At 68.7% G+C, this 12,784-nt stretch carries 10 protein-coding genes; 7 read left to right on the top strand and 3 right to left on the bottom strand.

What is annotated here, in order from left to right:
* The first annotated feature begins 24 nt into the window (after nucleotides 1–24).
* The 6 genes from SD37_RS29950 to SD37_RS29925 all read left to right on the top strand — a co-directional run bounded on the left by SD37_RS29950 (nucleotide 25) and on the right by SD37_RS29925 (nucleotide 8,635).
* Entirely contained in the window at nucleotides 25–1,182 is a 1,158-nt protein-coding gene (locus tag SD37_RS29950; protein WP_044855598.1) for an erythromycin esterase family protein, read from the top strand.
* A 69-nt stretch (nucleotides 1,183–1,251) separates the two neighbouring features.
* Nucleotides 1,252–2,151, top strand: a complete 900-nt coding sequence (locus tag SD37_RS29945; RefSeq protein WP_044855597.1) for a S8 family peptidase — start codon at nucleotides 1,252–1,254, stop codon at nucleotides 2,149–2,151.
* Between the two features lie 88 nt (nucleotides 2,152–2,239).
* Nucleotides 2,240–5,617: a pyruvate carboxylase gene (locus SD37_RS29940; protein WP_044855467.1), complete on the top strand. Its 3,378-nt coding sequence runs from the start codon at nucleotides 2,240–2,242 to the stop codon at nucleotides 5,615–5,617.
* 100 nt (nucleotides 5,618–5,717) lie between these two features.
* Complete coding sequence (locus SD37_RS29935) at nucleotides 5,718–6,512, top strand: arginase family protein (RefSeq protein WP_044855466.1); 795 nt, start codon at nucleotides 5,718–5,720, stop codon at nucleotides 6,510–6,512.
* 231 nt (nucleotides 6,513–6,743) lie between these two features.
* Nucleotides 6,744–8,027, top strand: a complete 1,284-nt coding sequence (locus tag SD37_RS29930; protein WP_044855465.1) for a PucR family transcriptional regulator — start codon at nucleotides 6,744–6,746, stop codon at nucleotides 8,025–8,027.
* 44 nt (nucleotides 8,028–8,071) lie between these two features.
* Nucleotides 8,072–8,635 (top strand): P-loop nucleotide/nucleoside kinase family protein, encoded by a 564-nt coding sequence (locus SD37_RS29925; RefSeq protein WP_052675126.1) that lies wholly within the window; start codon nucleotides 8,072–8,074, stop codon nucleotides 8,633–8,635.
* 38 nt (nucleotides 8,636–8,673) lie between these two features.
* Here the strand turns inward: SD37_RS29925 and SD37_RS29920 are convergent, their stop codons facing one another.
* Both SD37_RS29920 and SD37_RS29915 read right to left on the bottom strand, forming a co-directional pair.
* Complete coding sequence (locus SD37_RS29920) at nucleotides 8,674–10,050, bottom strand: DUF6801 domain-containing protein (protein ID WP_044855464.1); 1,377 nt, start codon at nucleotides 10,048–10,050, stop codon at nucleotides 8,674–8,676.
* 70 nt (nucleotides 10,051–10,120) lie between these two features.
* The gene (locus tag SD37_RS29915; protein WP_044855463.1) at nucleotides 10,121–10,747 is read right to left on the bottom strand and encodes a DUF6801 domain-containing protein; all 627 of its coding nucleotides are present in this window, start codon (nucleotides 10,745–10,747) and stop codon (nucleotides 10,121–10,123) included.
* A gap of 346 nt (nucleotides 10,748–11,093) precedes the next feature.
* On the opposite strand from SD37_RS29915, the gene SD37_RS29910 reads away from it, so the two are divergent.
* The gene (locus SD37_RS29910; protein ID WP_044855462.1) at nucleotides 11,094–12,014 is read left to right on the top strand and encodes an RCC1 domain-containing protein; all 921 of its coding nucleotides are present in this window, start codon (nucleotides 11,094–11,096) and stop codon (nucleotides 12,012–12,014) included.
* A 72-nt stretch (nucleotides 12,015–12,086) separates the two neighbouring features.
* On the opposite strand, the gene SD37_RS29905 is transcribed toward SD37_RS29910, so the two are convergent.
* Complete coding sequence (locus SD37_RS29905) at nucleotides 12,087–12,743, bottom strand: hypothetical protein (protein ID WP_044855461.1); 657 nt, start codon at nucleotides 12,741–12,743, stop codon at nucleotides 12,087–12,089.
* Nucleotides 12,744–12,784: the final 41 nt, after the last annotated feature.

Below are 12,784 nucleotides of genomic sequence, written 5' to 3'. Positions count from 1 at the left end.
TCCTGTTGCGTTAGGGTGCTCAGTATGTCAGACGTCGCACAGCTCGCCGAACTCGTCGGGGACGCGAAGATCGTCGCCATCGGCGAGAACAACCACCACATCCACGAGTTCGGGGACCTGCGCAATCGTTTGCTCCGCCACCTCGTCGAGGAGCGCGGCTTCCGCGTGGTCGCCTTCGAATCCGGCTTCGCCGAGGGGAAGCTCGTCGACGACTGGCTGCGGGGCGCTCCCGGAGACGTCGCCGACATCGGCCGCGACGGCTTCACCTTCTCGCTCGGCGAGTCGCCCGAAGCGCACGAAATGCTGACGTGGCTTCGCGAACGCGGTGACGTTCGCTACTTCGGCCTCGACTTGCCGAGTTCCGCGGGCTCGCCCGTGCCGTCGCTCGACGCGGTCCGCGCCTACCTGTCCACTGTGGACCAGAACGCCGTGCACCTCGTCGACGCCGCCATCGAGGCGACGAAGGGTTACGCGTCGGTCAGCAGCGCGGACGCGCCGGGCAAGTACGCCGCCCTCGACGCCGCCGCCAGGGACAAGGCGACCGCGGCGCTCACGCGGCTCAAGACGCACCTCGCCTCGCTGCGTCCTGTCTACGGGAACACGGCCGTCGCGGAGCACCATGCCGAAGGAGCGCTGCGCCTCGACGCCTACCTCGCCGAGGTGGCCGCGATGATGGCAGGTGACGCTCCCGCCCTGCAGAGCGGTTCGCGCGACGCGTACATGGCCGAAACCGTCCGCCTGATCCGGCGGCTCCACGGCGACACGAAGATCGTCGTGATGCTCCACAACGGACACCTCCAGCGCGTGCCGTTCTCGCCGTTCCCCGGGCTCACTGCGCCCTCGGCGGGAACGCATCTGGCAGCCGAGTACGGCGACGACTACTTCGCGCTGGCGCTCACCGCGGTCAAGGGCAAGACCACCGGGCTCAAGCCGGATCCGGCCGCACGCCTCGGTTTCACCGTGTACGAACAGGACTTGGACGATCCGGCGGAGGGAAGCGTCGAAGCCGAAGGCACCGGCCTCGTGGATCTCCGCGCGCGACGCGGAACCACGGGGCCCCAGAGCATCCGCCACGCGCATATGTTCAACCCCGTCGACGTCGTCGATGCCTTCGACGCGCTGGTCTGCTTCCCGGAATCGACGGTCAGTGGCCATATCCGGCAAGACCAGTCGAACGGGTGACACTCCGGGGTTGCCACGTCCGGGGGACAGGCGTAGAGCCAAGGCATGATCATTCGACTGGTACGGGTCATGGCCGCGCTGGCCCTCACGGTGTTCCTGGCGCAGCCCGCCTCCGCGACGGAAGTCCAGCAGAACCCGCCGAACTGGGGACTGGACCGGATCGACCAGCGAACCGGTCTCGACCAGCTCTACCACTACGAGACCGACGCCAAGGACGTCACGGTCTACGTGATCGACAGCGGCGTCGACGCGGCGCATCCGGACTTCGGCGGCCGGGTGAAGCCCGGTAAGGACTTCCTCAACGGCGGCACCGACACCTCCGACACCAACGGCCACGGCACCTACCTGGCCGGGGTCGCCGCGTCGAAGACCTTCGGCGTCGCGAAGGGCGCCCAGATCGTCCCGGTGCGGGTGATCGACGCCCAGGGCGGCGGCGCGACGGACAAGATCATCGCGGGGATCGACTGGGTGACGCAGAACGCGCAGCAGCCCGCCGTCGCCGTCCTCGGCATCGGCGGCGCGGCCAACGACCAGCTCGACGCCGCCGTCCGCGCGCTCGCGGCGGTCGTCCCGGTCGCCCTCCCGGCGGGCGGCGAGGCCACCGACGCGGGACAGTTCTCACCCGGCCGGGTGACCGAAGCGCTCACTGTCGGATCGACCGACGCGAGCGACCAGGTCGGGCCGACGTCGAACTACGGCGAGGTCGTCGACCTCTTCGCCCCCGGCGTGGACGTGCCGGGACCCAACGCCGGAGGCAGCGGCGGCAGGGTGCTGAGCGGGACGTCGTCGGCCGCCGCGCACGTCGCCGGGGTGGCCGCGCTGTACCGGTCCCTGCACCCCGCGGCCCCGGCGGCGGACGTCGCGAAGGCGCTCGTGGACCTCGCCGCGGCCGACGTGCTGACCGGGGTCCACGAGGGCACCGCGAACCGATTGCTGCAGAGTCCGGGTACGCAACTCAGGCGGGGATGACGTCCATCACCTGGACAACGGCTCCCGCCCTCCGGGAGCGAACAGGTAACGTGCCTCACCTACCGATCCGATGATGGGAAGGACCGGCATGTTCCGCAAGGTACTGGTCGCCAACCGGGGTGAGATCGCCATCCGCGCGTTCCGCGCCGGATTCGAGCTCGGCGCGGGCACGGTGGCTGTGTTCCCGCACGAAGACCGCAATTCGCTCCACCGGCTGAAGGCCGACGAGGCCTACGAGATCGGCGAACCCGGTCATCCGGTGCGGGCCTATCTGTCGGTCGAGGAGATCGTGGCGGCCGCCAAGAAGGCGGGAGCGGACGCCGTTTACCCCGGCTACGGCTTCCTCTCCGAGAACCCCGACCTCGCGCGCGCGTGCGAGGAAGAAGGCATCACCTTCGTCGGGCCGAGCGCCGACATCCTCGAGCTGACCGGCAACAAGGCCCGCGCGGTCAAGGCCGCCCGCGAGGCCGGGGTGCCGGTGCTGGGCTCCTCCGAACCGTCCTCCGACGTCGACGCGCTGGTGGCCGCGGCCGAGGAGATCGGCTTCCCGGTCTTCGTGAAGGCCGTCGCCGGCGGTGGCGGGCGAGGGATGCGCCGCGTCGGCGATCCCGCGCAGCTGCGCGAGTCCATCGAGGCCGCCGCACGCGAGGCCGAGTCGGCCTTCGGCGACCCGACGGTGTTCATCGAGAAGGCCGTCGTCGAGCCGCGCCACATCGAGGTCCAGATCCTCGCCGACGGCCAGGGCAACGTGATCCACCTCTACGAGCGCGACTGCTCGGTCCAGCGGCGCCACCAGAAGGTCATCGAGCTGGCCCCGGCGCCGAACCTGCCGTCGGAGCTGCGCGACCGGATCTGCGCCGACGCGGTGAAGTTCGCCCGCCAGATCGGCTACCGCAACGCCGGCACCGTCGAGTTCCTGCTCGACAAGGACGGCAACCACGTCTTCATCGAGATGAACCCGCGGATCCAGGTCGAGCACACGGTGACCGAGGAGGTCACCGACGTCGACCTCGTCCAGTCGCAGCTGCGCATCGCCTCCGGCGAGACACTCGACGACCTCGGGCTGTCGCAGGACAAGGTGTACCTGCGCGGCGCCGCCCTGCAGTGCCGCATCACCACCGAGGATCCCGCCAACGGGTTCCGCCCGGACACCGGCATGATCAGCGCGTACCGCTCGCCCGGCGGTTCCGGGATCCGTCTCGACGGCGGGACGGCGTTCGCCGGCACCGAGATCAGCGCGCACTTCGACTCGCTGCTGGTGAAGCTCAGCTGCCGCGGCCGCGACTTCAAGACCGCCGTCGGTCGCGCCCGCCGCGCCGTCGCCGAGTTCCGGATCCGCGGGGTGGCCACGAACATCCCGTTCCTGCAGGCCGTCCTCGACGACCCGGACTTCCGCGAAGGCCGCGTCACGACGTCGTTCATCGAGGAGCGCCCGCATCTGCTCACCGCGCGCCATTCGGCCGACCGCGGGACCAGGCTGCTGACCTACCTCGCCGACAAGACGGTCAACAAGCCGCACGGCGAGCGTCCGCGCACCCTCGACCCTCAGGTCAAACTGCCGAAGCTGCCCAAGGACCTCGAACCGGCGCCCGGCTCGAAGCAGAAGCTCACCGAACTCGGTCCGGAGGGCTTCGCCCGCTGGCTGCGGGAGTCGCCGACCATCGGGGTCACCGACACCACGTTCCGCGACGCGCACCAGTCGCTGCTCGCCACCCGCGTGCGGACCAAGGACCTGCTCGCCGTCGCGCCGGTCGTCGCCCGGACCACGCCGCAACTGCTTTCGCTGGAGTGCTGGGGCGGCGCGACCTACGACGTCGCACTGCGGTTCCTCGCCGAGGACCCGTGGGAGCGGCTGGCGAAACTGCGGGAAGCGGTGCCGAACATCTGCCTGCAGATGCTGCTGCGCGGCCGCAACACCGTCGGCTACACGCCGTATCCCACCGAGGTGACCCACGCCTTCGTCGAGGAGGCGACGGCGACCGGCATCGACATCTTCCGGATCTTCGACGCCCTCAACGACGTCGAGCAGATGCGCCCGGCGATCGAGGCCGTCCGCGAGACCGGATCCGCCGTCGCCGAGGTCGCGCTCTGCTACACCTCGGATCTGTCGGATCCGGCCGAGAAGCTGTACACCCTGGACTACTACCTCAAGCTGGCGGAGCAGATCGTCGGCGCGGGGGCACACGTCCTGGCCATCAAGGATATGGCGGGCCTGCTGCGGGCACCGGCGGCGGCGCGGCTGGTTTCCGCGCTGCGCAAGGAATTCGACCTTCCGGTGCATATCCACACCCATGACACGGCCGGTGGCCAGCTGGCCACCTACCTCGCCGCGATCCAGGCGGGCGCGGACGCCGTGGACGGTGCCGTGGCGTCCATGGCGGGGACGACGTCGCAGCCGTCGCTGTCGGCGCTCGTCGCCGCCACCGACCACTCGGAGCGGCCGACCGGACTGGATCTGCAGGCCATCGGCGACCTGGAGCCGTACTGGGAGAGCGTGCGCAAGATCTACGCGCCGTTCGAGGCGGGACTCGCCTCGCCGACCGGGCGCGTGTACCACCACGAGATCCCGGGCGGCCAGCTGTCGAACCTGCGCACGCAGGCGATCGCGCTCGGCCTCGGCGAGCGGTTCGAGGACATCGAGGCGATGTACGCGGCCGCGGACCGGATCCTCGGTCACCTGGTGAAGGTCACGCCTTCGTCCAAAGTGGTCGGTGACCTCGCGCTGCACCTTGTCGGCGCGGGTGTTTCGCCGGAGGACTTCGAGGCGGAGCCGAACAAGTTCGACATCCCGGATTCGGTGATCGGCTTCCTGCGGGGCGAGCTGGGCGACCCGCCCGGCGGCTGGCCGGAGCCGTTCCGCACCAAGGCCCTCGAAGGCCGCGCGGAGCCGAAGCCGGTGCAGGAACTGTCCGAAGAGGACCGCAAGGGGCTGGCCGAGAACCGGCGCGCCACGCTGAACCGGCTGCTGTTCCCCGGGCCCACGAAGGACTTCGAGGCGCACCGCGAGCAGTACGGCGACACCTCGGTGCTGCCGTCGAAGGACTTCTTCTACGGGCTGCGCCCGGGCGAGGAGTACTCGGTCGACCTGGAACAGGGTGTCCGGCTGCTGATCGAGCTGGAGGCCATCGGCGAGGCCGACGAGCGCGGCGTGCGCACGGTGATGTCCACGCTCAACGGCCAGCTGCGCCCGATCCAGGTCCGCGACACCTCCATCGCGTCCGACATCCCGGCGACGGAGAAGGCCGACAAGTCCGACGCCCGGCAGATCGCCGCGCCGTTCGCCGGCGTGGTCACGCTGCAGGTGTCCGAGGGCGACGAGGTCGAGGCCGGGGCGACGGTCGCGACCATCGAGGCGATGAAGATGGAGGCGTCGATCACCGCGTCCGTGGGCGGCAAGGTGTCCCGGCGCGCGATCAACGCCGTCCAGCAGGTGGAAGGCGGGGACCTGCTGCTGGTCCTGGAGTGACGTGAGCTGAAAGGGCCCTTCACCGCATGCCACGCGGTGAAGGGCCCTTTCGTCGCGTCTTATGCGGGGAAAGGGCCCTTCAGCCGCTAGCCTGGACCGGGTGCTGATCAACGCCGTACCCCAGTTTCAGGGCGCGCTGACCGAGCGCGCGCCGGAGTTGCCCGAAGGCTGCGTCGCGCTCGCCGAACTGGCCGGTCACGTGCTGGGCGTGCCGGTGCACTACATCCTGCAAACCCGCGAGACCTCGCCCGTGGCCGACGGGATCGCCAACCGCGAGGTGCTCACCGGCCCGAACCGCGCCGCCCAGCTCGCCGCGCTGGAGGCGCCGGGCGGGCCGGTGCTCACCATCGGCGGGGACTGCGGTGTCGAACTCGTGCCGATCGGGGTCGCGCGCTACCGGTTCGGCCCCGGGCTCGGCGTCGCCTGGTTCGACGCGCACCCGGATCTCAACACCGCGGAGACGTCGCCCTCCGGGGCCTTCCACGGCATGGTGCTGCGGTCACTGCTCGGCGAGGGCGACCCGGAGTTCGCCGCGGACCCGCCGGTCGAACCCGGCCGTGTGGTCCTCGCCGGGGCCAGGGCCTTCGACGAGGCCGAGCGCGCGGCGGTCGATCGCGGGCTGGTCGTCGAAACCGCAGACGTCGCGGCCGGACTGTCCGGATCGGACAAGATCTACGTCCACCTCGACCTCGACGTCCTCGATCCCGGCGAGTTCGACGGGCTGAACTGTCCGGAGCCCGGCGGCTTGACGATCGAGCGTCTGGTGGCGACGCTTCGCGGGCTGAGCGGCTTCGAGGTCGTCGGCGCGGGAATCACCGAATGCGTGGGCACGCGGGTCCGCGTGCTGGAGCCCGTGCTCGAAGTACTCGGGGAATTGCTCACCGGAAAGCAGTGACGCTCCGTCACCGTCGCATCCCCTTCGGCCGTTCGTACGTACCGCGCGAGGCGATTGCCGGGCATTTGTCATCAAAATTCAGGGGTGACCCGTGATTTTGTCACGATGATGACAAGAAAACGGTTTCTTCTGCGGAAGGTGACACATTCACGAGCGGCTCCGCGATGTGTTCGTTGTCACCTCACGACGATCGTGGGATGTCAGGACGCTGGGCGGAGCAAAGGAGCTGCGATGTCGGTGGAGCGCGGAATCGAACACGCTGCGCAGCCTCCCGCAGCACTGCCGCGCAAGCTGGCCGACATTTTGCGACCGGAACTGGGCAGTCTCGCCAACGAGATCGTCGACGAGATCCGGGCGACCATTCCCGCGTACGCGCGCCCGCTCGACGGGCCCTACGGCAAGTCGATCCGCGCGGGCGTCGAATACGCGATCACGCTGTTCGTCGCCCAGATCGCGGACCCCAGCGTCTCGAAGGAACAGTCCCACGAGGTCCATCACCGGCTCGGGCAGAACGAGATGCGGGAAGGCCGCAGTCTCGACACCCTCCAGTCGGCCTACCGGGTCGGTGCCCGCGTCTCGTGGCGGCGCATCATGCGCGTCGGCCGCCGCAGCGGGCTCTCGTCCGCGGTGATGTCGCAACTGGCCGACGCGATGCTCGCGTTCATGGACGAACTCGCGTCCGTCGCGCTGGACGGCTACCTCGAAGCGAAGGCGCGCACCGCGGGAGCCTTGGACACCTGGCGCCGGAAACTGCTGCACCTGGTGCTGGAAACCCCGCCCGCGCCGTCGAAGGCGATCGCGGAACTCGCGCAGCTGACCGGCTGGACGGTGCCCGAACGCGCGACGCCGGTCATGCTGCACCCGCTCAACGCCACGGTCAGACCCCGGCGGCACAACGCGGTGGATTCGGACGTCCTGGCCGAACTCGACTGCGCGGAGCCGCGTCTGCTCGTTCCCGGCGAGATCTCCGGTGCCCGCCTGGCCACCCTGCAGGCCGCGCTCCCGGACTACCGGCTGTCGATCGGCCCGTGCCGTCAGCTGGACTCCGTCGCCGATTCCCTCCGCTGGGCGCGCGACGCCCTGCGTCTCTCCGAACGCGGGATCATCGAGGCCCGCCGCGTGATCCGCGCGGAAGAACACCTCGCCACCCTGCTCGTGAACGGCGACACCGCGCTGACCTGCCAGCTGCGCGACCGCCTGTTCGCCCCGCTCGCCGGGATGACCGGGAAACAGCAAGAGCGGCTCCTCGAGACCCTGCGGGCCTGGCTCGACAGTCAGGGCAACGTCGTCGACATCGCCGAGCGGCTCCAGGTCCATCCGCAGACTGTGCGCTACCGCATGCGGCAGCTGCAGGCCACGTTCGGCGAGTATCTGCGTGATCCGGGAGCCCGGTTCGAGATGGAACTCGCGCTGCGGGCGGGCGCCCCGCCCGCCGGGTCACCAGAGGGATACACGCTGCCGGAGGTGCTGCCGTCACCGCGTAAGAGTCCACAGTGGACGCCGAGCGGGTCTTAGTCGCACAGGTGAACCTTGTGTGGCCGGCGATGTAGGGTCACGTCATGGCCCGTCTGATCCACCTCAATGGTCCCTCAGGCGTGGGAAAGTCGACTCTTGCCCGCCGCTACGCCGACGAGAACCCGGGAACGCTCGCGCTCGATCTGGATGCACTGGCGGGGTTCATCGGCGGGTGGAGGCAGGACTTCTTCGCGGCCTTGGAGATGGCCCGGGGCCACGGCCGGGAGTTGGTCGTGCGGCACCTGCGCCAGGGACACGACGTGATACTTCCGCAACTGGTGACCGTCGACGACCGCGATCCGGATCCGGCCTTCGAGAATGCGGCCCTCGGGGCCGGGGCCACGTACCTCGAAGTGGCCCTCCTCATCGACGCCCGCGAGCATCGTCGACGGCTACGTGGCAAGCGGCCGGCCAATGATGTCGAGGCACAGCTCCAGGCGATGCTGGAAGATTCCGAATCCGACCTGGTCGCCAGGATCCGCGGTCACCTTGACGAGTATCTGGCCAGGCGTCCGCACGCGATCCGGCTCGACACGACCGGTGTCGGGGAGGACGAGTCGTACGTGCTCCTCCTGAAAGCACTCGACGCGGCGCAGACTCGCGAGTAGTCGACTACTCGCGAGGTCACGGCCCTCCGCCGAGACGTTCAGCGGCGTGCCACCGGCGGATCCACGTTGGGGCACTTGCGTTCGGCGTCCCAGGGCAGGCCGACCTGGTTGATCCCGACACAGGCCTGGTTCCCCGGCCCGGACGCCATTCCGCTCAGCAGCGAGTCGAGGTCTTCCTTCACGCCACAGCCGGAGAGCGGGGGCAGGGTGAACTCCCGGTAGGCGGGGTCCGGCCACTTCGGATCGGTGCGCACGACGCCGCCGGTGAACATCCCGTACTTCTCCCCGCGAAGGTTGATCTTGATCGGCTCGGCGGTGAAGCAGTGGTCGCCGACATCGAGGCTGACGCCGTTGACGGTGACCTCGCTCAACTTCCCGTAGACCTTGAGCGGGGTGAGGACGGTCGAGCTGCCCTCCGGCTCCGGGATCGACACACCGTCGACGTCGATGATGTGGTTGCCGGTCGCGTAGTCCTCCGGCAACAGCTCCATGGTCGCGCTGACCGGGACGAAGCCGAACCCGAGGAAGGTCATCCGGCTCGGCGGCATGATGACGGTGCCGGTGATCTTGCCCGGCCCCTCGGTGTTCTCCAGGTCCACATGCCACACCGCGTTGACCATGAACGCCGGCTTCAGCCGGGCGAACGCGCCGAGCTTGCTGACCGTCGAGGTGCCCTGCAGTTCGAACGGCTGCAGCGCGATCGGGAACAGATCCCCGTCTTCAGGGCTCTCCGCGGCCCGGGCCTCGGCGCCGGGCTTCTTCTGCTCACCCGGTTTGCCGGACTGCGGTTTTGGTTTCCCGAGCGGCAGCAAGGCGACGCTGCCGAGCAGTGTGTCCTGATCCGGGTCCTGGGTGCAGGTGATCGGCGCGAGCGGGGTTTCGGCGGCGGTCAGCGCGAGCGAGGGCACGCCGGTGCTCAGCCGAAGTTCACCCGGCACCTTGAGCTGGATCTCGGGGACCTTGCCCGTCGCGACCAATTTCAGTTCGCCGGTGGCGGGCACCTTGGTCGCCGGGATCGTCATCGTCACGGGGATCGGGGTCTTCTTGTCCCCGTTCGCGGCCGTGAGCTCGACGGTCGCGCCACCCGCGACCTCGGTGACGGCGCCGAGTGTTCCTTCGCCGATGGTAAAGGTGAGCGAAAAGTCCTTGACCTGTACCGGTTTTCCGGTTTGGACGACCTTCGGCAAGGTGGCCTTGGTGTCCACTGTGACCGGTCGACGGCCTGCCGGATCGGGGAAGACGCAGGTGTTCGCGAGACTCAGGTGCGCGGCCGAGGCGCCCTGCGACGGCGCCGGTGGCGGGGTGGCCGGATCGGTCGCCGCCGAAGAGGACAGTGTGCCGCTGACCCCGGCCAGCAGGATCACCCCCGCCAGAACGGGAAGTCTCCCGAGTGCCCGGCGAACCTGCTGCGTCATACGGTGTCCTCTCGAGTCCTGCGGTGGAGACCGTGCGGGGCGGGCGTCCCCGCCCCGCACGGGTGGTTCATCAGGTGATCGGGATCGCCGGGCTGAACGCGCGGTTCTGCGCCGGGTTGGTGTTCTTCACGGTGCAGTTGAAGTTCCACGTGGTCCAGCTGCCGTCCTTCTTGTGGAAGTCCAGCGGCGCGTTGATCGTGGTGCCGAGCGAGGCGGTCGCCGAGCCGGGTGCGCCGGCGGTGAACGTCGGAACGCCGGTGCCCGCGTCCTGGACGATGTTGAACGTCCTCGGCCCCGGCACGTACGGGTTGATCTGGGTCGGAACGTTGAGGTTGGTCACCGTCGCCGAAGCAGGAGTGGCGTTGGTGACCGTGACCGGCATGTTCGCCTTGCCGCGGACGCCGTCGTAGTTGGCGGCGTTGAGCAGGGCGTTGATGGTGGCGTTGATGGTGGCGGTGCCGGCGACGGACGCCGGGGTGAAGGTGCCGCCGGAAGTGACCGAGTCCGGTCCGGTGAAGTTCGCCTTCACGTCCAGCTGCTGCTGGCCGATGCCAGGGAAGTTGCACATGTAAGCGACGGAGCCGGTGGCGTAGTTGGTCGCGGCCGCGGCCGTGCCGGCGGTGAGCACGGCGACCGCGCCCATCACGATTCCGGTGGTGGCGACGCCTGCTGACAACTTGCCGAGTCTGCGGGACATACCTGTCATCTCCTTTGATCCAGTTTACGTCTCGGACGGCTTTCCCCATGCGCCTTTCGGCGGATTTTTCTGATCAAATATGCTCGACTTGAGCGGGTTATCTCGGTGGTGGGGTAAACCGATGTTACCCGCGAGTTATGTACGTAACAAGTATTCATGTCGACATGTTTCGGGGTGGGTGAGGAACCCGTTCTTTCTTGTCAATGGGCGCTGAATTCGATTATGAAGTTTGTCGGTGGATGACAAAGAAGCCGCCGATCGGCGGAACCGGGTTAACATTTCCCGCATGGCTTCTGTCAATCGACGATCCACGACGCGGAGCGTGACCGCCACCGCGATTGCCGTAATGATCGCCACGGTTTCCCTTTCCGGTACCGCCCACGCCGCGTCAACCGGCGAACCGCGGCCGTGGGGAAGCAACGACTACGGGCAGGGGCAGGGCGGGGTGCCCGTTACGGCACTCGGCGCCAGCGCGGTCTCCGCGGGCGCGCTCACCCATCTGGCCCTCAAGGACGGAGGCGTGATCGCCTGGGGCAACAACAGTTACCAGCAGGCCGACGTCCCGGCCGCGGCCACTTCCGGGGTTTCGGCCATCGCCGCGGGCTGGGCGCATGAACTGGCGCTCAAGAACGGCGGCGTGATCGCCTGGGGCAACGGTTTCTACGGCCAGAACGTCGTCCCGGCCGCCGCGACCTCGGGTGTCACCGCGATCTCCACCAGCGCTTACTTCAACCTGGCGCTCAAAACGAACGGCAGCGTGCTGAGCTGGGGTTCGCGCACCGCCGTCCCCTCGACGGTTTCGTCCGGCGTCTCCGCGATCTCGGCGGGCGGCGACCACGGGCTCGCGCTCAAGAACGGCGGCGTGATCGCCTGGGGCAGCAACGGAAAGGGCCAGATCACGGTGCCCGCGGCGGCCACTTCCGGGGTCTCGGCGATCTCCGCCGGGTTCCGGCACAGCATCGCGCTGAAGAACGGCGGCGTCATCGCGTGGGGTGACAACTTCTACGGCCAGGCGACGGTTCCGCCGGAAGCGCAGTCCGGCGTCGTCGCCATCGACGCCGGCTTCAACCACAACGTCGCGCTGAAGTCCGACGGAAGCGTCTTCGCCTGGGGCTCCAACGTGAAGCAGGAAAGCCGGGACACCAGCACGGAACCGCCGACGGACTTCTGGAAGTTCTCCGGCGTCTGCACCCCGGTCTACGCGGTTTCCGCAGGTGACAGCACCGGGGTCGCTCTGGTGGACCCGAACGCGCCGTACTTCTGCTGAGGCGTCGAGGTCGGTCTCGTGAGTGGTAATGACGGTTCTAACCGTCATTACCACTCACGAGACTGGGCAGCGTCAGAGGTTGGACTTCAGGCTCAGGTTGATCGTGTTGTCCGGACCGGAGATCAGCGACCCGAGCGCGAGGTCGTTGATGAAGCAGTCCTTGAACGCCGGGATGGTGAAGGTCCCCGACGACGGGATGGTCGGCGCGAACAGGTCGACGTTCTTCGACACCAGGGTCAGGTCCAGCGGGGTGACCGTCTTGCAGGCGTTCGGCACCGTCGGCAGCGGGATGACCGGCCAGAACAGGCCGACCACGATGTTGTCGATCAGCATGTTCGCCTGCGAACGGGTGGTCAGGTCGCCGTTGGCCAGCGTGCCGGTGACCGGGCCGGTCGGCTCGATCCGGACCCTGGCCTTGATCTTGAAGACACCCGAGACCAGCGAGATGTTCGCGGTCGAGGGCGGCAGGGACAGATTGCCCCGGATGCCGACGTTGTCACCGTCGATGACGAGGGCGCCGTCGAGCTGGCCGGGGCCGAGGTCGAGGGTGCCGCCGGTCTTCTTCACCGTGGTCTTCCCGGTGACGGTGTAGGACACCGGGATCTCCACCGGGTCGTCCGCGAGGGCGGGGGTGGCGGCGAGGCTGCCGGCCATGGCGAGCGCCGACGTGAGTGCGACAACGGTACCGAGACGGCGTCGGGCGGTTTTCGGGCGCGTTCGACCGAACATGGGTTTCTCCTCGTTTTCTCTCCTGTTTTGTACCGCGGACT

Source organism: Amycolatopsis orientalis (genome assembly GCF_000943515.2).
Classification (GTDB): domain Bacteria; phylum Actinomycetota; class Actinomycetes; order Mycobacteriales; family Pseudonocardiaceae; genus Amycolatopsis; species Amycolatopsis orientalis.
The sequence above is the reverse complement of the archived record's forward strand: the minus strand, read 5'-3'. Positions and strand labels throughout refer to the sequence as shown.